Consider the following 24,439-nt stretch of genomic DNA (forward strand, 5'->3'; position numbering starts at 1 on the left):
TTATGAGTAAAAAAAATATTAAGGCAGCGCTATTTTCAGAGCTGCCTTCTATAGATGAACTATTATGTGATGTAAAAATTGAAGAATTATGTGAAACTATACCAAGAAAATTGGTAGTAGAATCAATTAGAGAAGTAGTTGATGAAAATAGAAAAAAGATAATATCTTTAGAAGAATCGGAAGTTGCAGGATTTTCAATAAGTCAAAACAATATATTGATGGAGTCAATTGAAAAGTCTAAAAAAAACTATGAATTATCATTAAAAAAAGTAATAAATGGAACTGGAATAGTACTTCATACAAACTTAGGGAGATCGCTTTTAAGTCCGCAGATAAAAAATGAAATATGGGATGCGGCTTCAAGATATTCAAATTTGGAATATGATATAGATAAAGGCGAAAGAGGTTCTAGATATAGCCACCTTACCGACATGATTAAAAGACTTACAGGTGCAGAAGATGTATTAGTAGTAAATAATAATGCGGCTGCTGTACTTTTAGTTTTGAGTACTTTAGCTAAGGGTGGAGAAGCGATAGTATCTAGAGGTGAACTTGTAGAAGTTGGAGGCGCTTTTAGAATACCTAGTATAATGGCACTTAGTGGAGCAGATTTAATAGAAGTAGGAGCTACAAATAAAACTCATTATAAAGACTATGAAGAAGCAATAACTGAAAACACTAAGGTTTTGATGAAAGTTCATACTAGTAACTATAGAGTAGTAGGTTTTTCAAAGGAAGTAACTATATCAGAGTTGAGAGATTTGGCGGATAAAAATGATTTACCACTGATAGAAGATTTGGGAAGCGGAGTATTTGTGGATCTTTCTAAATATGGACTTACATATGAACCAACGGTGTTTGATTCTATAAATAGTGGGGTCGACGTTGTTAGCTTTAGTGGTGATAAAATGTTAGGTGGTCCTCAGGCGGGAATTATAGTTGGTAAAAAGAAATATATTGAAAGAATGAAAAAAAATCAACTAACAAGAGCTCTTAGAGTTGATAAAATAACGATAGCAGCATTAGAGGCAACTTTGAGATTTTATTTAGATGAAGAAAATGCTGTAAAAAATATTCCAACTTTACGTATGTTGACTTACACTTATGAAGAAGTGAAAGAAAAAGCAAACAATCTTTATAATAACGTTGTAAATAAGTTAAATGAATATAAAATTGAAGCTGATATAAATATAGAAGACACAGATGGTCAAGTAGGCGGTGGATCTATGCCAACTGAAATACTAAAATCAGCAGGTATATCAATAAAACCCAAAAATATAAGCGTTAACGCTCTTGAGGAAAAATTAAGACTTAGTAGTTCTCATATTATTGCTAGAGTTTATGATGATAAGTATGTACTTGATGCTAGAACAATATTTGAAGATCAATTTGAACAAATAGCTGAAGAACTAGCGAAGGCTCTAGGAGGTAGATAATTAATGAAACATTTAGTTATTGGAACTGCTGGACATATCGATCATGGTAAAACTAGTTTAATAAAAGCTTTGACAGGTAGAGAAACCGATACTTTGGATGAAGAAAAAAAGAGAGGTATATCTATTAATTTAGGTTTTACATACTTTGATCTTCCCAGTGAAAAAAGAGTAGGAATTGTAGACGTTCCTGGCCATGAAAAATTCATTAAAAACATGTTGGCTGGGGCTTTAGGATTAGATATGGTAATGCTAGTAGTAGCAGCTGATGAAGGGGTAATGCCACAGACTGTTGAACATATTGACATACTTTCTTATCTAAATATAAAAAAAGGTATTATTGTCATGACAAAATGTGACATGGTAGATGAAGATATGTTAGAACTAGCTGAAGAAGATATAAAAGATGAAATTAAAGGAACTTTTTTAGAAGGGTCGGATGTAGTTAGAGTAGATTCTATTTCTAAAAAAGGTATACCAGAATTGATTGAAAAAATCGATACTATGACTGAAGATGTTGAAGATAGAAATACACATTTACCAGCTAGAATGAATATTGATAGAGTCTTTACTGTAAAAGGATTTGGAACTGTAGTAACAGGTACAGTAATTGAAGGCAAAATAAATGTTGGTGACGAGTTAGAAGTATATCCAAGTGCAAAAAAAGCAGTGGTTAGAAATATACAAGTTCATAGTAAAGACGAAAAAACTGCTTATGCAGGACAAAGAACCGCAATAAACTTTTCTAACTTAAAAATGAGTGATGTTGCAAGAGGAGATGTACTAGCTGCTCCAGACTCTATGTTAGAATCCATGATGATAGATGTCAGAATCAAGTTATTGAATCATGAAAATAGTGTTTTGAAGGATTGGGATAGATTAAAACTGTATCACGGAACTAGAGAAATACTGTGTAGAGCAGTTCCTTTAGAGTCTGAAATTATGAATCCTGGAGAAGAAGCATACGTTCAGCTTAGGCTAGAAGAAAAAATAATATGTAAAAAACTAGATCCATTTGTTGTGAGGACATATTCACCAATAGTAACGATTGGTGGAGGTATAATAGTCGATGTAGCAGATGAAAAACATGGTAGAAATAAAAAAACAAAAAAAATAATTGAAGAACTGAAAGTGAAAGAACAAGGAGATAGCCAAGAAGTTCTTGAAATATATTTAAAAAATAATTCAAAAAATTACCCTAAAACAAGTGAGATGACTTCATATGTTGGGATTGATAAAAAAGAATTAACTGAACTTTTATCTAAACTTGAAGATGAAAAAAGAGTTGTGAATATTAATAATAATATTGTACATATTGGCTATTTTAATTCAATGGTTGATCATTTGATGCAGGTACTTAATTCGTATCACAAAGAGAATAATTTGAAAATTGGTATGCCAAAACAAGAAGCAGGTCTGAAGGTAGAACCAAGATTTAAGACAAAAGATATAGATGCATTTTTAAATCTTGTTGAAAAAAATGATTTGATTAAAATCGTAAATAATTTGGTATCCATAAAAGATTTTCATGTTGAATTAAGTGATAAAGAAGTCAAGATAAAGAATGACTTGAATAAAAAAATAAAATCGCTAGGATACAAAGATTTATATACAATTGAAACTTTAAGTGAAGGCGATACTACAAATAAAAAAGTTATTGAGTCGATGATTGGCGAAGAAATAGAATTACTTGATGAAGACTATATAATATCTGTTGAATTATATGAAAAGGCTAGAAATATGGTAGTAGAATTTTTGAAAAAAAATGAAGCAATGACTCTGGCTGAATTTAGAGATATGGTCGGATCTAGTAGAAAAATAAGTATGCTGATACTTGAAAGTTTTGATAAAAAGAAAATTACTAAAAGAGTAGAAAATAAAAGAGTATTGAATTAATTATAAAATTCATATATAAAAAATAAAACCTCAAGCAATTGCTTGAGGTTTTTATATTTAAAATATATTATTTTTTCTGTCCGTCTTTTAAGAATCTTATTCTTTCAACACCCATTGTATCAAGTATTGTATCTGTCTGATGGTAAACAGGCATCTTCATCTTAGGAGCAACGCCCATTACAGTGTTTGTACAGTCAGTACAGTTAGATATAAGAACAGTTTGAGCACCGCTCTTCTTAAGGTTAAGAAGTTTTTCAGCTTGACCAGGGCAGTGTCCTGGATTTTCACACTTAAGTACTCCACCTTTTCCTTCTATTGCTTGTTTACACTTTTGAACGCCAACTACTTCAGCACCCATGAAAGAAGCTATTTCTCTTAATCTTTCTTCATTTCCACCACATGCACAAACTAGGATACCCATCTTTCTTTCATCCTTTGGATATGGCTGAGTAACAAGGATTCCTCCAGTTGTCTTAGTTATTGGAGCATCATAATCACTGTGTTTACCAGTGAATGGTCCACCCATGATTATTTCACCGTATTCACCATACTTATAAATTCCGCCTGCAGCTTCAATTAAATCTCCAACCTTAGTACCAACTGGAACATGCTTGAATACTTCAGTAGAAAGTGCAGTATTTAAGTAACCAGCAACAGTTAATCTCTTGTCGATTAATGGTTTTAATTCATCAACTGCTTCTGCTATTGCACACATAGTTTCAGAGTTTACAACTACAGCATTAGCTTCTGAAGGAAGTTTATCTGTTTCAAGAACAATGCCTAGACATTCTCTTACTACAGCTCTTTCTTCACCCATTGGGTACATATTAGGCATAGCCTTTACAGTGATTCTTTCATCGTCAATCATTTTTTCTAATGCTTGGATTTCTTTTGGATGTATTTCTTTTAATGCAAATACTCCGTGAGCAGCATTACAAGCTTCCATACAAAGTTGCATACCTCTGATTAATTTTTTAGGTTCTTCAAGAAGTTGATCCATGTTGTGTGATAGTAAAGGTTCACATTCTGCAGCGTTACATAGTATGTATCCAGTACCACCTAAATCAGTTCCTAACTTGATATGAGCAGGGAAACCAGCTCCACCTAAACCAACAATACCAGCGTTCTTTACAGTTTCAGCTATTGTTGCACCCTTTTCTATTTTTACGAAATCTTCACTTTGAACTTCGTTTGCCTCAATGACAATTTCATCTTCAGTTACATCTATAACTTTTCCATCTACACTTGAATGTAGGTAAGCACCTAATCCTTCAAATGTAGCTACTAATTGACCTCTTTTTACTTCTTCTCCAACTTTAACTACAGGAGTATTTTTAGCACCAATATTTTGCTTTAATAATAAATGGATATTTTTTGACATGACTCTGCCTCCTTAATAATAAATGTGTGTGTTGTTTAAATATAAGTTGTTTATTTTTTATTTATTATAGTTATTCTATTAAAGAGATATCTTTGTTCAAAAAAACAAAAAAATAGAGCTCAAAAAAGATAGTTTTCTTTTACCTAAAAGTTATTATACCACATAAAATAAAAATGTTAACACCTAAAAAAAAGTTTAACTTAAAATATTGTCTTGAAATTATGTGAAAACATAATTATAAAGTCTCATTGACTATATAAAAATCTGTGACTTTTGTCATTAAGCACTATTTATACATATGTATGTGAATAAAGAGTTTAGTAAAATAAAGCTATTTCCAAATTAAAGATCTCTATTCAAGTTTACTATTCAATGTATTTAAGTTAGTTATTATTGTAAAAATACAATGCTATGATATAATTTTATAATAGATTTATAAAGTAGAACTTCAGGGGGGATGTAGATGTTTACGGTTCCATTAGATGGATCAATAAAAGATATAATAGAAACTGAGTTTATAATAGCTGAAGATCAGAATGATATAAAAGATATTTTTAATGCAATTACGGTTGAAAATAAAATTATTATAATAATAGATAAAGTTTCAGAAAATATTATAGGTTATTTTCTAATAGAAAATATACCCGAAATCATAAGCAAATATGGAGAAGAATATAAAAAAGTAAAATTAGAAAAAGTTGCTAAAAAAGATTTTAAAATTATAGAAGACAGTAGTATGTTGACAATACGAAATGTAGAAGAAGATATATATTCAAATATTTTCATATTAATAGATGAAAACAGAGAAGTAATTGGATATATTACAAAAGAAAAGGTAAAAGCAAAATCTCTAGAAGATATTGAGTCAAAATACAGCACTTTGAAATATCTAGTAGGTCAAATAGATGAAGGGATATGTGCTGTAGATAAAGATGGAATAGTCCTTTTGTGGAATAGTTTTATGGAAAATAGGTATAATATAACTGCAGAAGAGATGGTTGGAAAGAAAATGAGTGACTTTCTAGAGGATACCATTTCTATTAGAGTTCTTAGAACAAAAACAGAAATAAGAGATGTATACTATATAAAACAGGATAATGGTGTGGAATTATATGGTATAGTAAGAGCCAGTCCTGTATATTACAAAAAAGAATTTGTAGGGGTAGTTTGTACTGAAGTAGACATAACAGATGCAAAAAAATTAGCAAAAGAATTAGAAGTAACGCAAGAAAAAATAAAATATCTGGAAGATGTAATATCGTTATCTACTGGAGATTTTGACCAAATACTTGGGAATTGTTACGGCATTGAAAGAGCTAAAAACATTGCAAGACAAGTTTCAAAGACGAATACTTCTGTAATGATCACCGGAGAAGCTGGTACAGGTAAAGAGTTATTTGCTAGAGCTATACATAAAAATAGTTTAAAAAAGGGCAGTTTTATACATGTGAATTGTAATATCATCAATCAAGACAATTTTGAAAGAGATTTTTTCGGTTATTCGGATAATGATTATGAAGGAAATCGTGACAGAAGCAAGGCTGGATTGTTAGAAATAGCAAATGGAGGGACTCTGTTTTTAGATGAAGTAGATAAGATTCCTTATAATGTTCAAGCTCAACTACTAAGGGTATTACAAAATAAAGAGGTTACAAGAGTTGGCGGAGAAAGTTCGATAAGTATAGATATTAGAGTTATATCATCAACTAGTGAAAATATTAAATCTCTTCTAAAAGAAGGTAAATTTAGAGATGATCTGTATTACTTTTTGAATGTAATAGAGATAAAATTACCTGCATTAAGAGATAGAAATGAAGACATAGGAATACTAATATATCACTTTTTAGAAGAAGAGTGCAAAAAAGTAAATAAACCCTTTTTAAAGATAGGGAAAGAGGCGTTTAGAATATTGGAAAAGTATGAATGGAAGGATAATATAAGAGAGCTAAAGAACATTATAGAAAACATTGTAGTCTTGTCATTTAAAAAAACTATAGAATCAGATGATATGCCAGAGTATATAATAAATTCTATAGAAAAATCGGGCAAGTCTAAGATGTATCCGACAGATTTGAATGAAGCAACTGAACTTTTGGAAATTAAGAGGATTAGAGAAACTTTAGAAAAAAATAAATGGAATAAAAGTAAAACTGCGAAAATATTAAATATTCCTAGGGCAACACTGTATTATAAAATCAGAAAATATAATATAAAAAAGCACGAAAATTGATAAAAAGAGCACTTATTTTATTGAGTTCAAAACAAAAAAATAGGTGCTTTTTTTATTATTTAACCTAAAAAAAGTGATTAAAAATCGATTCAACAGGAATTTAAAAATTATTTCGCTTTAAAAATACAGAAATAGTGGTATAATAACTTTAAAGAGATAGTAAAAATGATATGTCTAAAAACTGACACATGTACAAAAAACTTACAGTTTATTTAAATTATAGTATCTGAAAAGATAAGTATTAGACTCTTTTACCTAATTGTTTGATAAATTACAAAATATTCAAATAAGTTCAATTGAACATGAAAAAGTGTCGAAAAATAGACAGTTATAACACAGGTGAACTATTAAACACTTATGTGATTATATGGTTTATCTTGTAGAAATTATTCTATATTTACTATATCTAAACATTAAAAAATTGGATAAAAATAACTTGTATTGAAATTTGTTTGTTTGTAAATTGAAACCTATAGTTTAAAACATATAATATGAATTTTAGTAAAACTAGGAGTCATATTATATGTTTTATAATAAATATAGAACTTTTTATACACTAGCAGAATCAAGATGTTTAAAAAAAAATTTATAAAATTTAATTAAATTCTTGACAAAGTGGCATGAAAATTGCTATACTCATCTTGTGTTTTGTTAAATAAATAGTTGTTTAATTTATTAACTGACTTTGTATAATGATTATTCATTCTAAATTATTTGAGGAATTAAGAATATATATGCTCGAAGAAGTTTGGGATTTTTATCTAGTGTCAGTTAAAACGATAGGCAAGTATAATTTTATCTTATATGTTTCAAGAAAATACGAAGAAGCATTTTATCTTCGTATTATAAATATGTAAACCAATATGCATACGGTTGACTACATATTCACAAAGAAGTATTGTTCATTGAAAATTGCTAATATAAAATAGCTAAACACTATAAAGTGTTTTATACGTGGATAATGTGCAGATGTCGACCAGATACATATTTGTTATAAATTAATTATTTTTTTAAAAAGGAGGATTTTTTGCTATGTCAATTACTAATGAAACAGCAAAAGCCCATGCTAATGACCCTGCAGTAAGTTGCTGTAGATTCGAAGCGGGATCAATAGTTGAAGCTGCAAATCTTGAAGATCCAGCTATATTCCCAGACTTAATAGACTCTGGTTTACTAGAAATTCCAGAAAACGCATTGACAATAGGTCAGGTATTAGGAGCAAAAGCAACAGCTACAATAGATGCTCTTCAGCCAATGACAACAGATAATATTGTTGATTACGCGGAAAACGTTGATTCAGAAGAGGAAGAAGTTGCTGAAGAAGTAACTACTAATGAAGTAGTAGCTCCAGCTGCATCAACTTCAAACGTATCTGGAGGTGTTCTTAAGATAAGTATAGCAGAAGGAAAAGGTATAAACCTTGAAATACCAATGGGTATTGCCGGTGCTGCTGGACAGACAGGAGCTCCTGTAGCAGGTGTATCTGTACCAGTTGCTGAAGAAGAAACTACTAAACTTATAAGATCACTTACTAAGAAGCACTACAAAATAGATAAGGTAGTTTTCGGTGAAAAGACTTCAATCGATGGAACTACTCTTACAATCAGAACTCCAGAAGAACTTTGTAAAGAAGCAATAGCTACTGAAGAATTGGTTTATGATTTAAAATTAGATATCATAACTCCAGACAGATACAATGAATATTCTGAAGCAGTTCTTGACCTTCAGCCAGTTGCAACTAAGGAAGAAGGCGACTTAGGAGAAGGTGTAACAAGAGTACTTGATGGTGTTGTAATGGTACTTACTGGTACTGATGCAAACGGTGTACAAATTGGTGAATTCGGTTCTTCTGAAGGTGCTATGGACACAACTATGATGTGGGGTAGACCAGGTGCTGCTGATTATGGAGATATCTTCATAAAAGGACAGGTAACTATAAAAGAAGGAACTAACATGGAAAGACCAGGACCTTTAGCTGCTCATAAGGCATTCGATTATATCACTCAAGAAATAAGAGAAGCTTTAAAGGCTGTTGAAGATGAATCTTTAGTAGTAGATACTGAAGTAATAGAACAGTTCAGAAGAACTGGAAGAAAGAAAATAGTTGTAATCAAGGAAATAATGGGACAGGGTGCAATGCACGATAACCTAATACTACCAGTAGAACCAGTTGGTACTTTAGGAGCTAGACCAAACGTTGACCTTGGTAACGTTCCAGTTGTTTTATCTCCACTTGAAGTATTAGATGGTGGTATACATGCGTTGACTTGCATAGGACCTGCTTCTAAGGAAATGTCTAGACATTACTGGAGAGAGCCACTAGTTGAAATGGCAATGGCTGATGAAGAGTTCGACCTAGTAGGGGTAATTTTTGTAGGTTCTCCACAGGCAAACTCTGAAAAATTCTATGTATCTAAGAGATTAGGTATGTTAGTTGAATCTATGGAAGTAGATGGAGCTGTTGTTACTACAGAAGGATTTGGTAACAACCATATCGACTTCGCATCACATATCGAACAGATCGGTATGAGAGGAATTCCAGTAGTAGGGGTTTCATTCTGTGCTGTACAGGGAGCTCTAGTTGTTGGTAACAAGTACATGACTCACATGGTTGATAACAACAAATCTAGACAAGGTATAGAAAACGAAATACTTGAAAACAATACATTAGCACCAGAAGAAGCTTATAGAATTATATCTATGCTTAAGAATGCTATTGAAGGTGTAGAAGTAAAAGAACCTGAAAGAAAATGGAATAACAACGTTAAACTTAATAACATTGATGCAATAGAGAAAACTCTAGGAATAACTATTCCTCTTGAAGATAATGAAACTACTCTTAACATGACTAGAAAGAGAAGTGCACTATACGAAAGAGAAGATATAGAAGCTGGAATAGTAGAAGATACTTACACTCCAGTTGATGGTGAATAATACTATTAAAGTATGTTTGTTCAAATACCTAGCGGAAGGAAGGTAGAGTATGCAGGAAGATTTAAGATACATTTCCTCAGAAAAATACTATGAAGGTGTCATCTCTAAAATAGAGGGCGGCGCAGTCACTATTGATCTAAAAGGTAGACTTGGACAATTTAAAATACCAAATAGAATGCTTATTACTGACTATAATCCTCAAGTAGGTCAAGAGGTCGGGTTTATGTTAAGCAACCCAGAGGTATTTAGTTCTGAGCCTAACGAGGAATATGTAAGAAAAATAAAAAGTCAGCAAAAAGTAGAAGAAAGTAAAAAAATAGAGAATCTGACAAGAATAGAGAGAGAAATTTTAGAAAAGTCTAAGGAATTAGCGGATCTTAAAGAAGAAATCGAAAAACTTAAGTCAGAAAAATAACTATTCCGAAGGGAGAGAAATATAATGAGTCGTAATTTAACAACAGTTCCAGGACTTCAATCTGAGATATTTGTTCCTATAACACCACCTCCAGTTTGGACTCCTGTTACAAAACCATTAAACGAAATGGTAATAGCATTGGCTTCAGCTGCCGGTGTACATATGAAAAATGATGAAAGATTTAACCTAGCTGGTGATACAGGATATAGAGCCGTACCAGATACAGCTACTCCAGATGATTTGATGGTATCACATGGTGGATATGATAACTCTGACGTAAATAAAGATATAAACAGTATGTTCCCAATCGAAAGATTACATGAACTTGCTGCAGAAGGCTTTATAAAAGCAGTTGCACCTTTCCATTATACATTCATGGGCGGTGGTGGAAACCAGGACGCATTTACAAATGAAACTGGTCCAGCTATTGCACAGAAATTAAAAGATGAAGGTGTTGACGGCGTTGTTATGACAGCAGGCTGAGGTACTTGTCATAGAACTGCCGTGATCGTGCAGAGAGCAATAGAAGAAGCTGGTATACCAACTATAATAATAGCAGCTCTTCCTCCAGTAGTTAGACAGAATGGTACTCCAAGAGCGGTTGCTCCATTGGTACCAATGGGTGCTAACGCTGGTGAACCACACAACATTGAAATGCAGACAGGAATACTAAAGGCTACTTTAGAGCAGTTAATAGCTATTCCTTCAGCAGGAAAGATAGTACCTTTACCATTTGAATACCACGCAGCTATATAATATAAATATATATTATTAGTCTGGATTAGGATTTGGATGATAATACAAGAAAATAAGTAAATACATCCTCCATAGTTTATGGAGGATGTAATTTTCTTATTTTTTTAGTAAAGTAGAGGTGAATAGTATGGAAGAAAAAATATTGAGAAAGCTTATTATTAAGCCGTTTTCTATTAACGAAGTAAGATATGGAAATCGATTTTCAATAAAAGATAATATACTAGAATTAGTTCCTGAAAAAATAGAGGAACTTAAATCTGCGCAAGACTTGATAGTTGATATAAAACTGGATATTATAAAACCAGGAGATTATAATAAAGAAATAAATACAATAATGGATATAATTCCAATTTCTACAAAGGTACTCGGAAAAATAGGAGAAGGAATTACTCATACTCTTACAGGTGTATATGTAATGCTTACAGGTGTTGACGAAGATGGTAGACAAATGCATGAGTTTGGTTCATCAGAAGGTATACTAAGTGAGCAACTTAAATTTGGTAGAAGAGGAACTCCATCTACTTCTGATTACATTATACATATGGACGTTACTATTAGAGGTGGATTACCATTTGATAGAACGCTTCCGAATGCTTGTTTTAGAGCATGTGATGATTTTATTCAAGAAATTAGAAATACATTAAAAACTATAGATGGGAGACAAGCAGATTCATCATATGAATACTTGGATAAATCTAGACCAGGTAAGAAAAAAGTTGTGCTTGTCAAACAGATAGCAGGGCAAGGTGCCATGTATGACAATTTAGTTTTTCCTGAAGAACCTAGTGGATTTGAAGGAGGAACGTCAATAATTGATATGTGTAACATGCCTATGATACTATCCCCGAATGAATACAGGGATGGAATTTTGAGAGCATTAGTATAGGAGGTATCGAGCATGGGAATAGGACCATCGACTAAAGAAACTACATTACATATGTTCAGAGATCCATTAGTTGAAGTATTGGGTGAAGATAAAGATATCGATTTCATAGGAATTATGATTGTTGGGACTCCTGATGATAACAAATACAAAAATCTTGTAGGTCAGAGAGCCGCAGCTTGGTGTGAAGCTATGAGAGCAGATGGTGTTATATTAAGTTCAGACGGTTGGGGAAACTCACATGTCGACTATGCTAACACATTTGAAGAAATAGGAAAAAGATCTATACCAACTGTAGGTATAACATTTAATGGAGTGCAAGCTAGATTTGTAGTTGTAAATAAATATATGGATACGATAGTTGATATTAATAAAAGTAAAGAGGGAATTGAGACTGAAGTGGTTGGTGAAAATAATGCCAATCTTATTGATGCAAAAAAATCTCTTGCTTTTTTAAAGTTAAAAATGCAAAAAAAGAAGTAAATGGTATTATTTATAATGTGTTTTTGAAATAAAATAGATTGAAAATTCCGGAAATACATCTTAGAAATTTAGGTTATGCGTATAATTCATGTTGAAGTATATTTATAACTTAGATATAAATTAATTATTTGACTGGAGGTACTTAGTTATGAAATTTAGTAAAAGTATTCAAGCAATCGATTCGCACACAGCTGGAGAAGCAACTCGTATAGTTGTTGGTGGAATACCTAATATTAAAGGGAAGAATATGCCGGAAAAGAAACAGTGGCTAGAAGATAATCTAGATCATATTAGAACAGCAATTATGTTAGAGCCAAGAGGACACAATGATATGTTCGGTTCAATAATAACTCAGCCTACTGTAGATGAAGCAGACTATGGAATTATTTTTATGGACGGTGGCGGATACCTTAATATGTGTGGCCACGGAACAATCGGGGCTATGACAGCTGCTGTTGAAACAGGAATGGTACCAGTTACAGAACCAATTACTAATGTAGTTCAGGAAGCTCCTGCAGGTATAATTAGAGGATCTGTTGAAGTAGAAGATGGAAAGGCTAAGAAAGTTTCTTTCAAAAACGTTCCTTCTTTCTTATACAAAAAAGATCAAGAAGTTGAACTTCCAGGATACGGAAAAGTTAAATTTGATATATCATTCGGAGGTAGTTTCTTTGCTATTATAAGAGCAGATCAGATAGGCGTTGAAATTGTTCCTGAAAATGCAGGAATATTAAATACTGTTGGTATGCAACTTCTTGAAATAGTAAATAAAGAAATACCAGTTCAACATCCTGAATTACCACATATTCACACTGTTGATTTAATTGAATGGTGGTCAGAAACAGACACTCCAGGTGCAACTCTTAAAAACTGTGTTGTATTTGGTCAGGGTCAAGTAGATAGATCTCCTTGTGGAACAGGTACAAGTGCTAAGCTTGCTACTCTTTTTGCTAGAGGAGAGTTCAAAGAAGGTGAAAAGTTTGTATATGAATCAATACTTGGAACTTTATTTGAAGGTGAAATAGTAGAAAAGACTAAGGTAGGAGATTATGATGCTATAATCCCTCAAATTTCAGGATCTGCATATATAACAGGTTTCAATAACTTTGTTATAGATGAAACTGATCCAGTAAAATATGGATTCATATTGAAATAAGAAATTTAAATTTTATATTTAGATAATATTATTAATATGACTTTTCCAATTTATAAAATATAAAATTAGGAGACGAAAAGTTATGATTATAAAAATACTACAAATATTACTATATGTTGCTTTTATAGGTTTTGCATTTGTATTTATAAAAGATCTATTGAAAGCTAAAAAAGAAAATACGTTTGAAGATGAAAAAATTTGGAAACCAGCTGTTACTGGATTTGTAACAAACTTTTTTGATACACTTGGTATAGGTTCATTTGCACCATCGATGTTCTTCTTTAAAGCTTTTAGACACAACCTTAGAGACAAACAAATACCTGGAACATTAAACGTTGCAGATGCCCTTCCAGTAATGTTGGAAGCAATATTATTTATTGGAGCTACTAATGTCGACTCAGTAACATTAGTTTCTTTAATAGGCGCTGCAGTAGTAGGTTCTTATGTTGGTGCAGGGATTATGTCTAAGATTAAAGAAAGAACTGTACAGATTGTAATGGGTGTTGCTTTATTAATTTCAGCAATTCTTTTCCTAGCATCTGTTATGAAGTGGATTCCATTAGGAGGAACTGCTCTTGGACTTAGTGGTGTTAAACTTGTAGCAGGAATAGTTATTTTCCTAGGACTAGGAATGTTAATGACAGCAGGTGTAGGTCTATATGCTCCAGCTATGGTAGTTGTATATGCAATGGGAATGGATCCTATGGCAGCATTCCCAATTATGATGGGTTCATGCGCGTTATTGATGCCAGTTGCATCAGCTAAGTTTATAAAGGAAAATGCATATGCTAAAAAAAATGCAGCTATTATAGCTATTTCAGGTATAATAGGTGTAGGATGTGCATTCCCATTCGTATCTAGCTTAGATATAGAAAAATTGAAAATACTAGTAATTGTTGTTGTATTAGCTACAGCATTTATGATGCTTAAAGCAGCATTTACTAACAAAGAAGAAAATAGCATATAGTTAGTTTAGTATGGTTAAATGTAATAAATCAGAAATAAACTAAGATGATATTATCTAGCGTCCTCGAATTAACATTCGGGGACGTTTTAAATTAGAAATAATACAAGTGATAATATTATATCAATTGGTTGAAATTTATTTATATCAAATGTAAAATAGAATATGTGGAATACTAGTTATTTTATTAGTTTATAAAACTATATTAGCAAAATTAAAGAGGAGGTAGAAATGAAAGATTTTAAAGAAATATTCAAAGGAGTAATTTTTTGTCTTTTAATTGCAGTACCGTCCTTTTTTTTGGGAGATATTGCACCTGTAGTAGGAGGTGCTGTTTTTTCTATTTTAATAGGGATTATAGTAGGTGCTGTATTTAAGCAAAAAAAAGAAGAGTATAGAATTGGAATTAATTTTGTTTCAAAAAAAGTATTGCAATACGCAGTAATACTATTAGGATTTGGACTGAATTTGCAAGTTGTTCTAAGTGTTGGTAAGGAATCTCTGCCGATAATTGTATCGACAATAGCAACCTCACTTTTAATATCATACTTTATGTGCAAATGGATGCATATACCAGAAAAGATTTCTGTACTGGTAGGAGTCGGTTCTTCAATCTGTGGAGGATCTGCTATAGCTGCAACCGCACCTGTAATCGATGCAGATAATGATGAGATAGCACAAGCAATATCTGTTATTTTTTTGTTCAATGTGATAGCAGCTTTAATATTTCCTACATTAGGTGATATAATAGGTCTGACTAATAAAGGATTTGCAATTTTCGCAGGAACAGCAGTAAATGATACTTCTTCTGTTACAGCAGCAGCATCCTCATGGGATAATATTCATAATACGGGAACTGCGGTATTAGATTCAGCGACAATAGTAAAGCTTACTAGAACTTTAGCAATCATACCAATAACATTTTTCTTGTCACTTTATTACTCTAAGAAAAAAAGCAAAGGATCTTCAAGTCATAAATTATCTTTAAAATCACTAGTTCCTAGTTTTATAATTTACTTTATTTTATGTTCTCTATTGACTACAATAGTTGAACTTCTGATATCTAATGGTACTATTACAGGTAGTTTGGCGAGTACTATACCGTTATTTTTCTCATTTATGAAAAAAGTGAGTAAATTCTTTATAATAATGGCAATGGGAGCAATAGGTCTTAATACAGATATTATAAAATTAATAAAAACGGGTGGAAAACCACTTTTTATGGGTTTTTGTTGTTGGATAGGGATTATAGGAGTAAGTTTGCTGATACAGAATTTAACAGGAATTATGTAATGGTTAAGTTAAGTAATTAATATAAAATAAATATAGAGTGATTACTAAAAATAAATATAGAATGATTAGTAAAAAAAAGAGTAGGAGAAATACAGTTTTTGTATAAAAAAATCAATATGAAAAAAATAGGAATAATAGGAGCGATGGACGAAGAAGTAAGAGAACTGACTTCTGAGCTGGAAAATAAAAAAACACGTAATATAGCGGGATTGAATTTTAATGAAGGTATACTTCATGGAAAAGATGTAGTAGTTGTTGAATGTGGTATAGCTAAAGTAAATGCTGCGATGTGCACGCAAATTTTAATTAGCGAATTCGGAGTAGATGCTGTGATAAATACAGGTGTTGCGGGAGCGTTATATGATGAATTAAAAATAAATGATATTGTCATATCAACAGATTCTGTACAGTATGATGTAGATGCATCGGCAGCGGGGGAAATTGTTGGCACAATACCTAGAATGGATACATCAGTCTTTAAAGCAGATGAGAGATTGATCGATATTGCATATGATGCTTTTCTTGAAGAAAAAACTGAGTTTAAAGCATATAAGGGAAGAGTTGTGACAGGAGATCAGTTTGTAGCCGACAAAGAAAAAAAAGAGTACTTAAAAAGAGAATTTGGAGGATATTGTTGTGAAATGGAAGGTGCAGCGATGGCACATGTAGCACACTGCAATAATATACCATTTGTAATAATAAGAGCAATATCTGATAATGCAGATAGTTCTGCGGATAAATCATACGAAGAATTTGTGGAAAAAGCCGCAACGACATCTAAGAAAATGGTAGATAATATATTAAAAAGACTTTAAAAGTGTAAAGTATTGAAACCTTTTTCCACAGGTGATATAATAATAGGATAAAAGCCTTGCAATAACTTAAGGAGATAATTGACTATGAATGAACAGGGAAAGAAAGTTATATTTAGTGGAGTACAACCATCAGGTAAGATGACTTTAGGAAATTATTTAGGAGCGATAAAAAGCTGGACTAATTTACAAAATGAATATGAGTGCTTTTTCAGCATGGTTGATATGCATGCAATTACAGTGCCTCAAGACCCAGAAGTTTTAAGAAACCAAACTATAGAATTACTAGCACAGTTTATTGCTTGTGGTATTGATCCAGAGCAAAATACAATATTTATTCAATCGCATGTGCACCAGCATGCAGAACTTAACTGGGCACTTTGTACGATGACTTATATGGGTGAATTAAATAGAATGACACAATTTAAAGATAAGTCTAAAAAGAGTGAAGCTAATTTAAATGCGGGACTATTTACATATCCTGTACTTATGGCAGCGGATATATTACTTTATCAAGCTGATTTAGTTCCAGTAGGTGATGATCAGAAACAGCATCTAGAACTTGCTAGAGAGTTGGCAAATAGATTTAATAATAAATATTCAGAAACATTTGTAGTTCCAGACGGATATTTTCCAAAGGGAACAGCAAGAGTTATGAGTCTGCAAGAACCTTTAAATAAGATGAGTAAGTCGGATTCAAACGAAAATGGATATATACTTTTAGCAGAAGATGAAAAAACAACAATTAAGAAGATAAAAAGAGCTGTTACAGACTCAATTGGTGAAGTTAATTATACTGATGAACAGCCTGGATTAAAAAACTTAATCAATATCTACTCAGCAATTAGCGATAAAACGGTTGAAGATATTGTTAAAATGTATGAAGGTAAGGGATATGGAGCTTTTAAAGGCGATATGGCAGAAGTTGTCGTTGAAAAACTGAGATCTATAAGAGAAAAATATAAATACTTACTTGAAAACAGAGATTACTTAGAACAAATATACGTTAAGGGTGCTCAAAAAGCGGAAGTTAGAGCAGAAAAAACTTTAAAAGACGTGTATGATAAGATAGGTTTTATACCTAGAAAATTTTAATACAGTTAATACTAATAAAAGTATCAGCTATTAGGTTAGCGATACTTTTATTTTGTTAATATGTTATAATTAAGGTAAAATAAAAATAAGGAGTAATTATGTATTTAATATTAATTTCTTTACTTATATTAATAGATCAAGTGACAAAAATAAATATAAAATCATTTTTAAATAGTGAAGGCAGCTACGAGGTGATAAATAAAATTTTTTACCTAACTTATGTAGAAAATAGAGGTGCAGCATTTGGAATGTTTCAAAATTCCAAAGCTATTTTTATAATAGCTGCTCTAGGAGTAACTTTGGTAGGTATTTACTATTTATATAGGGTAGATTTAAATAAAATAACAAAAATTTCTATATGCATGATAATTGCAGGTGCAATAGGAAATATGATAGATAGAGTTAGACTAGGATATGTGATAGACTTTTTTGATTTCAGATTTATATGGAGCTATGTTTTTAACTTTGCGGATATACTAGTAGTTGTAGGTACTATTGTACTGTGCATTGAATTGCTTTTTGGTGGGAGTGACAAAAAATAATGAAGTTAGAGAATATGAAAAAAAATGACGATAATAAAGAAACTTTAAAAATAGAAGAAATTGACTCTCTAAATCAAGAAGTGGATGCTTTTAGTGTTCAAGAAAATGACGAAAATAAACGATTAGACTTATATGTCTCCGAAATGTATAAAGATATATCGAGAAGTTATATACAAAAACTGATAAAAAATAGCAGGATATTAGTGAATTCTAAAATCGAGAAACCAAGTTATAAAGTAGAGATGGATGATCTTATTTATGTATCGATGCTAGAGCCTAAAGATACAGTAGCAATACCACAAGATATAAAAATAGATATAATATATGAAGATGAAGATGTGTTGATAGTAAATAAGCCACAAGGTATGGTAGTTCATCCAGCTCCTGGGAATCCAGACAACACATTAGTAAATGCAGCACTGTATCACTGCAATGGAAATCTATCATCAGTAAATGGCTTGATTAGACCAGGTATTGTGCATAGAATCGACAAGGATACATCAGGAATACTAGTGATTGCAAAAAACAACATGGCTCATGAACACTTAGCTGAGCAGTTTAAAGTACACTCAATCACAAGAGAATATGAAATGATATCTTTAGGGAATGTAAAATGGGATGAGATGACAGTTGACAAACCTATAGGAAGAAATTCCAAAAACAGGTTGAAGATGGCAGTTGTGAACTCAGGTGGTAAAAATGCTGTTACACATTTTCATTTGATAGAAAGATATAGTGGATATAGTTATCTAAGAGCTAATTTGGAGACAGGAAGAACACATCAAATAAGGGTTCACAGTAGCTTTTTAAATCATCCAATATTGGGAGATTATCTATATGGATATAAAGAAAAAAAATTTCCTAAATTGAAAGGTCAAATGTTACATGCTAGAAAACTTGGATTTATACATCCAAGAACAGGTGAATACGTAGAATTTTCTTCAGAGTTACCAGAATATTTTAAGCGAGCTCTAGAGATTTTGAGAGAACAATGATAAATAGCGAGAGTAGTAATTTTTAGATTAGTATAATTTTATAGAGGGTGGTAATATGCAAAAGGCAAAGATAATGGATAAGGAAGCTATTTCTAGAGCTATTACTAGGATTAGTCATGAAATTATAGAAAAAAACAAAGGTATTGATAATGTATGCATAGTTGGAATAAAAACTAAAGGTATACCACTTGCAAAGATGATTTCAAAAAAAATAGAACAAATAGAACAGGTAGAAGTAGACTGTAATTTTATAGATATTACAAGATATAGAGATGATATTACTCACGATAAAATAATGTCTACTGTAGATGAAAATTTCAACTTAGATATAGAAAATAAAACTGTAGTATTAGTTGACGATGTATTGTATACAGGTAGAACTATTAGGGCGGCATTAGATTATATTATAGATAACGGAAGACCAAAACTAATACAACTTGCAGTGTTGATAGATAGAGGGCATAGAGAATTGCCTATTAGAGCAGATTATGTTGGTAAAAATGTTCCAACTTCAAAGAATGAGTTTATCCAAGTTATGTTAAATGAAGATGGAGAAGAAGATTCTGTAATAATATGCGAATAGAATGTGAGTAAATTAATTATAAGGAAGTGTAGTGTATGTCATTTGACGGAATTGTAGTGAACTCCCTTTCAAGGGAATTAAAAAAAACTTTGGGAAATTCAAAAATAGATAAAGTGTACCAGCCTGAAAAAGATGAAATATGTTTAAAAATAAGGGCAAGACAAGAGTCTTACAAGCTTGTAATTAGTGCAAGTGCATCGAACCCAAGAACATACTTGGCTGATATGTATGAAAAAACTAATCCTAAAAAAGCACCTGTATTTTGCATGACGTTGAGAAAGCACATACAAGGTGGAATAATCACAGATATAGAGCAAGTAGACTTTGAAAGAATTATAAAAATATCTGTAGAATCATATGATGAGCTAAAAGAAAAAACATTGAAGTATTTATTTGTTGAGATAATGGGAAAACATAGTAATATTATTTTAGTTTCTCATAGTGGAAAAATAATTGATTCAATTAAAAGAATTCCACTAAGCGTAAGTCGATTAAGACAAGTATTGCCAGGAGCAGAGTACGAGTTACCTCCTAGTCAAAATAAATTAAATCCACTGAAAAAAATATCTGTAGAAGAATTTAAAACATTATTGAAAGAAGATGACAATATTGTTAAATCTCTATATTCAAACATACTTGGAATATCTCCACTAGTAGCTAAGGAAGTATGCTTTAGGTCAGGTGTATCTGTAGATAGTAAGATTAATGAAATATCTTTATCGAAATTTAATGAAATTATGTCAATTGTTGAAGGTATATTTGATGATTTAAAAAATGATATAGATTATCCGAATATGATAATAGATACCAAAAAAGATAAAATAGTAGAATTTAGTTCAATAGAGCTAAAACAATACCAAGATATGTCTGATATTAAAGATGATAGTATATCGGCGATTATCGAACAGTACTATCTTAAAAAAGATATAAAGGATAGGTTAAATCAAAAATCTTCTTCAATGAAAAAAAGTATTTCTTTGAGATTAGATAGAGTAAACAACAAGATAAAAAAACAATTAAAAGAGCTTAGAGAGTCAGAAAACGCACACGTGTATAAAACAAAAGGAGAATTGATAACCTCTTACATTTACATGATAAAAAAAGGGATGGAAAGCGTAGAGGTTTTGAATTTTTATGATGAAAATAATCCTATTATGATAAAGCTTAATCCTAATTTATCTCCATCTGAAAATGCACAAAAGTATTTCAAAAAATATAATAAATTAAAAAATGCCAATGAAGAATTAACAAAACTCCTTATTATAAATAAAGAGGAGTCGGAATATCTAGATAATATACTTCTTAGTATAGACAATAGCGAAAATAGTCAAGAATTAAAAGAGATAAGAGAAGAGCTTGTTAGAGAAGGATATTTAAAATCTAGAAATATGCCTAAGAAAAACAACAAGCCTAAAACAGTAATAATGAAGTACTTATCATCAAATGGAAATACAATAATGGTAGGTAGAAACAATAAACAAAATGACTATTTAACTCTTAAAATGGCTGATAATGATGATTACTGGTTCCATACAAAAGATATTCCGGGGTCACACGTATTGTTGAAATGTGCGGGCAAACAGGTGAATGATGAAGAAATTAAAGAAGCTGCAACATTGGCTGCATATTATAGTAAAGCAAAAATGTCGTCAAATGTGCCGATAGATTACACTAGAAAGAAAAATGTAAAAAAACCATCAGGTGCTAAGCCGGGAATGGTAATATATGAAAAAAATAAAACTGTATATGTAACTCCAAGTGACGAAGAAAAAGCTAAGATTAAAAAAATAGAGGATTAGTGGTGAAATAAATGTTCTTTTTAAATAGTGAAAAATATAAAATTTATTATAAAGATGTCGGAGATAAAAAAGATACTCCTATCATTTTTTTACATGCTTGGGGATCTAACCACCATGATTTTGATTATACAATAGAAAATTTAACAGGTTATAGAAAAATAGCATATGATCACAGAGGATTTGGACTTTCGGAAAAACCAAATCGAGATATGTCGCTAGCTAGATTAGCAAAAGATCTGAAAGAATTGATTGAGTACTTGGAGTTAGAAAATGTTATACTGGTTGGATACTCTATGGGAGCAGGTGTAATTTATAAATATATAGATACTTATGGAAACGAAAATTTAAAAGGAATTGTAATTTGTGACATGACACCATATCTCTTAAACGAAGATGGATGGGAATATGGAATAATGTTTGGAAGATTTGGGCGTGAAGAATTATTAAAGAGTATAGCAAGTCAATTTGATGATATGAAAAAAGCATACTTAGATTTATATATACAAATTAATCCATCTCTAGAAGGTAAAAATACATCTGTATTAAAAAGAGTTATAGAAAAAGATTTAAGTGGAAATTCATATTATTCGATTACGTCAATGTGGTTTTCTCTATGTAGTGAAGACTTCAGAGAAACTGTTAAGAAAATTAAAGTACCGACTGCTTTATTTTTTGCTGATCCGGGATCTCTTGTGAACCCCAAGTCAGTTGAGTATTTAAAAGAAAATATAGATAATACTTATATTCACATGTTTGAAAAGTCTACACATAGCTTTATAAACAATAAGCCTAAATATTTTACTAAGGAATTAGAAAAATTCCTAAATATCATTAAATAATAGAAAAGCTTTCTTGATAATTTTATCTAATTATAAAATTTATGTTATAATAGACTTTATGAAAAAGAATAATTATAATGGAAAATGATTATTTTAATAATAAAACTATAATAAGGTTCGATTGGAGTGTACATATGGCTAAGAGCATGACTGGTTTTGGAATAGGTGATTTTAAGGATGATAATTATAATATATCCTTAGAATGCAGGACTATTAATCATAAGTATCTAGATATTAATATAAGAATGCCTAGAAAAATTTCATATTTAGAAGATCAACTAAGATCACTAATAAAAGGATACCTTAATAGAGGACGTGTAGATGTATACGTAAAATTTGATACACTAAAATCCTCTGGTACAAATCTAGAATATGATGAAGATTTAGCTAGACAATATTATGGTATACTTGATAGGATTAAGTCTGATTTCAATATATCTCAGGAGATATCTATTTCAGAAATATCAAAATTCCCAGAAGTAGTAAAAGTATCTGAATCTGAAGAGGATGAAGACATAATGTGGAATATGCTTTCTATTGCGGCTAACTCAAGTATGGAAAAATTATCTGAGATGAGGTTGGTCGAAGGTAAAAAACTAGAAAGTGATATTTTATTTAGAACAAATTTACTTGAAAGTAGCATAAAGGAAATTGAAAAAAATTCTGGTGCAATAGTAGAAGAGTATAAAGAAAAATTGAAATCGAGAATAAACGAGCTACTTGAAGATTCTAATCTTGTTGATGAAGCTAGAATTGCACAAGAGGTCGCAATTTATGCTGATAAGTCCAATATTACAGAAGAAATTGTAAGATTCAAAAGTCATATACATCAATTAAGAGACACAGTTGTAGGCAATGATATAATAGGTAGAAAGATGGACTTTATAATACAGGAAATGAATAGGGAAGCAAATACAATTGGATCTAAGTCATCTGATATTAACATAACTAATACTATAATTGAAATAAAATCGGAGCTAGAAAAAATAAGGGAACAAGTTCAAAATATTGAATAGCTATGAGGAGATATGATATGATAGAAAAAAAAGGACTACTAATAGTTATATCTGGACCAAGTGGTGCAGGTAAGGGGACTGTTTGTACTGAAATAGTAAGTAAAAAGTCTAACATTAAACTATCTATTTCTGCGACTACAAGAAGTCCTAGAGAAGGAGAGGTAGAAGGTGTAAACTATTTTTTCAAAACTAAATCAGAGTTTGAAGAAATGGTGAATAAAGGCGAATTTTTAGAGCATGCTAAAATATATGATAATTATTATGGAACTCCTTTAAAAGCTATATCAGATGAATTAGAAAAAGGAAGAGATATAATTTTAGAAATAGAGATGCAAGGAGCTATGCAAATAAAAAAAGCATATCCAGATGCAGTTTTTATATTTATGTTACCTCCTAGTTTAGAAGAATTAAAAAATAGAATTACAGGAAGAGGAACTGAAACAGAGGAGCAAATTAAAAAAAGATTTAGCAGTGCGTTTAATGAAATAAAATTGGTTTCGGATTACGATTATTTTATTTTTAATAATACTGTGGAACAATCTGTTGAAGATATTCATAATATAATAAATGCAGAAAAATGTAAGGTAAGTAGATACAAAGAAGAAGTTATAAAGAAGTTTGAATTGGAGGAAAAAGAATGTTAAAACCATCGATGAATGATATTGCAGAAAAAATAGAGAACAGATATTACCTAATAGCTACTGTTTCAAAAAGAGCTAGAGAAATTGTTGATAATTCAGAGCCACTAGTAGAGGTAAAAGAAAACTTAAAACCGGTAATAATAGCTAGCGAAGAAATTATACAAGGCAAAGTAGGTTACAGATTGCTTACTGATGACGAAATAAAAGAACAAGAAATAGAACATAAATTAGAGCAAGAAAGAAAATTATTAGAACAAGAGTAAATCAAAAAATGCGTTTGCAGGTATGATAAT

Annotated in this window: 22 protein-coding genes; 21 read left to right on the forward strand and 1 reads right to left on the reverse strand. The window is 31.1% G+C overall.

Annotated elements, in window-relative coordinates; translation table 11 throughout:
• Positions 1 to 2: 2 nt before the first annotated feature.
• Both selA and selB read left to right on the forward strand, forming a co-directional pair.
• Positions 3 to 1,436: an L-seryl-tRNA(Sec) selenium transferase gene (selA, locus tag C0982_RS02485; RefSeq protein WP_101772640.1), complete on the forward strand. Its 1,434-nt coding sequence runs from the start codon at positions 3 to 5 to the stop codon at positions 1,434 to 1,436.
• A gap of 3 nt (positions 1,437 to 1,439) precedes the next feature.
• Complete coding sequence (gene selB / locus C0982_RS02490; RefSeq protein ID WP_101772641.1) at positions 1,440 to 3,329, forward strand: selenocysteine-specific translation elongation factor; 1,890 nt, start codon at positions 1,440 to 1,442, stop codon at positions 3,327 to 3,329.
• Positions 3,330 to 3,396: 67 nt separating this feature from the next.
• Here the strand turns inward: selB and prdC are convergent, their stop codons facing one another.
• Positions 3,397 to 4,710, reverse strand: coding sequence for a proline reductase-associated electron transfer protein PrdC (gene prdC, locus C0982_RS02495; RefSeq protein WP_101772642.1), 1,314 nt, complete (start codon positions 4,708 to 4,710; stop codon positions 3,397 to 3,399).
• A 463-nt stretch (positions 4,711 to 5,173) separates the two neighbouring features.
• On the opposite strand from prdC, the gene C0982_RS02500 reads away from it, so the two are divergent.
• The 19 genes from C0982_RS02500 (at position 5,174) to rpoZ (ending at position 24,409) form a co-directional block, all read left to right on the forward strand.
• Positions 5,174 to 6,940 carry a sigma 54-interacting transcriptional regulator gene (locus C0982_RS02500; RefSeq protein ID WP_101772643.1) on the forward strand — a complete coding sequence of 589 codons (1,767 nt, stop codon included), beginning with the start codon at positions 5,174 to 5,176 and terminating at the stop codon, positions 6,938 to 6,940.
• Positions 6,941 to 7,972: 1,032 nt separating this feature from the next.
• Positions 7,973 to 9,874, forward strand: a complete 1,902-nt coding sequence (gene prdA / locus C0982_RS02505) for a D-proline reductase (dithiol) proprotein PrdA (protein ID WP_101772644.1) — start codon at positions 7,973 to 7,975, stop codon at positions 9,872 to 9,874.
• Positions 9,875 to 9,923: 49 nt separating this feature from the next.
• Positions 9,924 to 10,289, forward strand: a complete 366-nt coding sequence (locus tag C0982_RS02510; RefSeq protein WP_101772645.1) for a CBO2463/CBO2479 domain-containing protein — start codon at positions 9,924 to 9,926, stop codon at positions 10,287 to 10,289.
• Positions 10,290 to 10,313: 24 nt separating this feature from the next.
• On the forward strand, positions 10,314 to 11,045 hold the full coding sequence (gene prdB, locus C0982_RS02515) for a D-proline reductase (dithiol) protein PrdB (protein WP_101772646.1): 732 nt from the start codon (positions 10,314 to 10,316) through the stop codon (positions 11,043 to 11,045).
• 127 nt (positions 11,046 to 11,172) lie between these two features.
• A complete protein-coding gene (gene prdD / locus C0982_RS02520; RefSeq protein ID WP_101772647.1) occupies positions 11,173 to 11,931 on the forward strand; it encodes a proline reductase cluster protein PrdD in 759 nt (252 codons plus the stop codon).
• A 12-nt stretch (positions 11,932 to 11,943) separates the two neighbouring features.
• Entirely contained in the window at positions 11,944 to 12,411 is a 468-nt protein-coding gene (locus C0982_RS02525; RefSeq protein ID WP_101772648.1) for a glycine/sarcosine/betaine reductase component B subunit, read from the forward strand.
• Positions 12,412 to 12,559: 148 nt separating this feature from the next.
• Complete coding sequence (locus tag C0982_RS02530) at positions 12,560 to 13,567, forward strand: proline racemase (protein ID WP_101772649.1); 1,008 nt, start codon at positions 12,560 to 12,562, stop codon at positions 13,565 to 13,567.
• A gap of 82 nt (positions 13,568 to 13,649) precedes the next feature.
• Positions 13,650 to 14,534: a TSUP family transporter gene (locus tag C0982_RS02535; RefSeq protein WP_180946846.1), complete on the forward strand. Its 885-nt coding sequence runs from the start codon at positions 13,650 to 13,652 to the stop codon at positions 14,532 to 14,534.
• A 228-nt stretch (positions 14,535 to 14,762) separates the two neighbouring features.
• Positions 14,763 to 15,824 carry a YeiH family protein gene (locus C0982_RS02540; protein ID WP_101772650.1) on the forward strand — a complete coding sequence of 354 codons (1,062 nt, stop codon included), beginning with the start codon at positions 14,763 to 14,765 and terminating at the stop codon, positions 15,822 to 15,824.
• Positions 15,825 to 15,940: 116 nt separating this feature from the next.
• Positions 15,941 to 16,639 carry a 5'-methylthioadenosine/adenosylhomocysteine nucleosidase gene (locus C0982_RS02545; protein ID WP_101773206.1) on the forward strand — a complete coding sequence of 233 codons (699 nt, stop codon included), beginning with the start codon at positions 15,941 to 15,943 and terminating at the stop codon, positions 16,637 to 16,639.
• 84 nt (positions 16,640 to 16,723) lie between these two features.
• Complete coding sequence (gene trpS / locus C0982_RS02550; RefSeq protein ID WP_101772651.1) at positions 16,724 to 17,731, forward strand: tryptophan--tRNA ligase; 1,008 nt, start codon at positions 16,724 to 16,726, stop codon at positions 17,729 to 17,731.
• A gap of 98 nt (positions 17,732 to 17,829) precedes the next feature.
• Positions 17,830 to 18,273: a signal peptidase II gene (gene lspA, locus C0982_RS02555; RefSeq protein ID WP_101772652.1), complete on the forward strand. Its 444-nt coding sequence runs from the start codon at positions 17,830 to 17,832 to the stop codon at positions 18,271 to 18,273.
• A gap of 14 nt (positions 18,274 to 18,287) precedes the next feature.
• On the forward strand, positions 18,288 to 19,268 hold the full coding sequence (locus C0982_RS02560; RefSeq protein WP_101773207.1) for an RluA family pseudouridine synthase: 981 nt from the start codon (positions 18,288 to 18,290) through the stop codon (positions 19,266 to 19,268).
• A 55-nt stretch (positions 19,269 to 19,323) separates the two neighbouring features.
• Positions 19,324 to 19,851 (forward strand): bifunctional pyr operon transcriptional regulator/uracil phosphoribosyltransferase PyrR, encoded by a 528-nt coding sequence (gene pyrR / locus C0982_RS02565; protein WP_101772653.1) that lies wholly within the window; start codon positions 19,324 to 19,326, stop codon positions 19,849 to 19,851.
• Between the two features lie 35 nt (positions 19,852 to 19,886).
• Entirely contained in the window at positions 19,887 to 21,650 is a 1,764-nt protein-coding gene (locus tag C0982_RS02570; protein WP_101772654.1) for an Rqc2 family fibronectin-binding protein, read from the forward strand.
• An 11-nt stretch (positions 21,651 to 21,661) separates the two neighbouring features.
• A complete protein-coding gene (locus C0982_RS02575) occupies positions 21,662 to 22,489 on the forward strand; it encodes an alpha/beta fold hydrolase (protein WP_101772655.1) in 828 nt (275 codons plus the stop codon).
• A 134-nt stretch (positions 22,490 to 22,623) separates the two neighbouring features.
• Positions 22,624 to 23,505, forward strand: a complete 882-nt coding sequence (locus C0982_RS02580; protein WP_101772656.1) for a YicC/YloC family endoribonuclease — start codon at positions 22,624 to 22,626, stop codon at positions 23,503 to 23,505.
• A gap of 17 nt (positions 23,506 to 23,522) precedes the next feature.
• Positions 23,523 to 24,149, forward strand: coding sequence for a guanylate kinase (gene gmk / locus C0982_RS02585; protein WP_101772657.1), 627 nt, complete (start codon positions 23,523 to 23,525; stop codon positions 24,147 to 24,149).
• Complete coding sequence (gene rpoZ / locus C0982_RS02590) at positions 24,143 to 24,409, forward strand: DNA-directed RNA polymerase subunit omega (RefSeq protein WP_101772658.1); 267 nt, start codon at positions 24,143 to 24,145, stop codon at positions 24,407 to 24,409. Before gmk ends, rpoZ begins: the two co-directional genes overlap by 7 nt.
• The last annotated feature ends 30 nt before the right edge of the window (positions 24,410 to 24,439 follow it).

Origin of the sequence: Peptostreptococcus faecalis (genome assembly GCF_900240845.1) — a bacterium.
Lineage (GTDB): Bacteria > Bacillota > Clostridia > Peptostreptococcales > Peptostreptococcaceae > Peptostreptococcus > Peptostreptococcus faecalis.

Coding starts and splice junctions, on each gene's coding strand:
- selA (WP_101772640.1), top strand. CDS start 3: ATGAGTAAAAAAAATATTAAGGCAGCGCTATTTTCAGAGCTGCCTTCT.
- selB (WP_101772641.1), top strand. CDS start 1,440: ATGAAACATTTAGTTATTGGAACTGCTGGACATATCGATCATGGTAAA.
- prdC (WP_101772642.1), bottom strand. CDS start 4,710: ATGTCAAAAAATATCCATTTATTATTAAAGCAAAATATTGGTGCTAAA.
- C0982_RS02500 (WP_101772643.1), top strand. CDS start 5,174: ATGTTTACGGTTCCATTAGATGGATCAATAAAAGATATAATAGAAACT.
- prdA (WP_101772644.1), top strand. CDS start 7,973: ATGTCAATTACTAATGAAACAGCAAAAGCCCATGCTAATGACCCTGCA.
- C0982_RS02510 (WP_101772645.1), top strand. CDS start 9,924: ATGCAGGAAGATTTAAGATACATTTCCTCAGAAAAATACTATGAAGGT.
- prdD (WP_101772647.1), top strand. CDS start 11,173: ATGGAAGAAAAAATATTGAGAAAGCTTATTATTAAGCCGTTTTCTATT.
- C0982_RS02525 (WP_101772648.1), top strand. CDS start 11,944: ATGGGAATAGGACCATCGACTAAAGAAACTACATTACATATGTTCAGA.
- C0982_RS02530 (WP_101772649.1), top strand. CDS start 12,560: ATGAAATTTAGTAAAAGTATTCAAGCAATCGATTCGCACACAGCTGGA.
- C0982_RS02535 (WP_180946846.1), top strand. CDS start 13,650: ATGATTATAAAAATACTACAAATATTACTATATGTTGCTTTTATAGGT.
- C0982_RS02540 (WP_101772650.1), top strand. CDS start 14,763: ATGAAAGATTTTAAAGAAATATTCAAAGGAGTAATTTTTTGTCTTTTA.
- C0982_RS02545 (WP_101773206.1), top strand. CDS start 15,941: ATGAAAAAAATAGGAATAATAGGAGCGATGGACGAAGAAGTAAGAGAA.
- trpS (WP_101772651.1), top strand. CDS start 16,724: ATGAATGAACAGGGAAAGAAAGTTATATTTAGTGGAGTACAACCATCA.
- lspA (WP_101772652.1), top strand. CDS start 17,830: ATGTATTTAATATTAATTTCTTTACTTATATTAATAGATCAAGTGACA.
- C0982_RS02560 (WP_101773207.1), top strand. CDS start 18,288: ATGAAAAAAAATGACGATAATAAAGAAACTTTAAAAATAGAAGAAATT.
- pyrR (WP_101772653.1), top strand. CDS start 19,324: ATGCAAAAGGCAAAGATAATGGATAAGGAAGCTATTTCTAGAGCTATT.
- C0982_RS02570 (WP_101772654.1), top strand. CDS start 19,887: ATGTCATTTGACGGAATTGTAGTGAACTCCCTTTCAAGGGAATTAAAA.
- C0982_RS02575 (WP_101772655.1), top strand. CDS start 21,662: ATGTTCTTTTTAAATAGTGAAAAATATAAAATTTATTATAAAGATGTC.
- C0982_RS02580 (WP_101772656.1), top strand. CDS start 22,624: ATGGCTAAGAGCATGACTGGTTTTGGAATAGGTGATTTTAAGGATGAT.
- gmk (WP_101772657.1), top strand. CDS start 23,523: ATGATAGAAAAAAAAGGACTACTAATAGTTATATCTGGACCAAGTGGT.
- rpoZ (WP_101772658.1), top strand. CDS start 24,143: ATGTTAAAACCATCGATGAATGATATTGCAGAAAAAATAGAGAACAGA.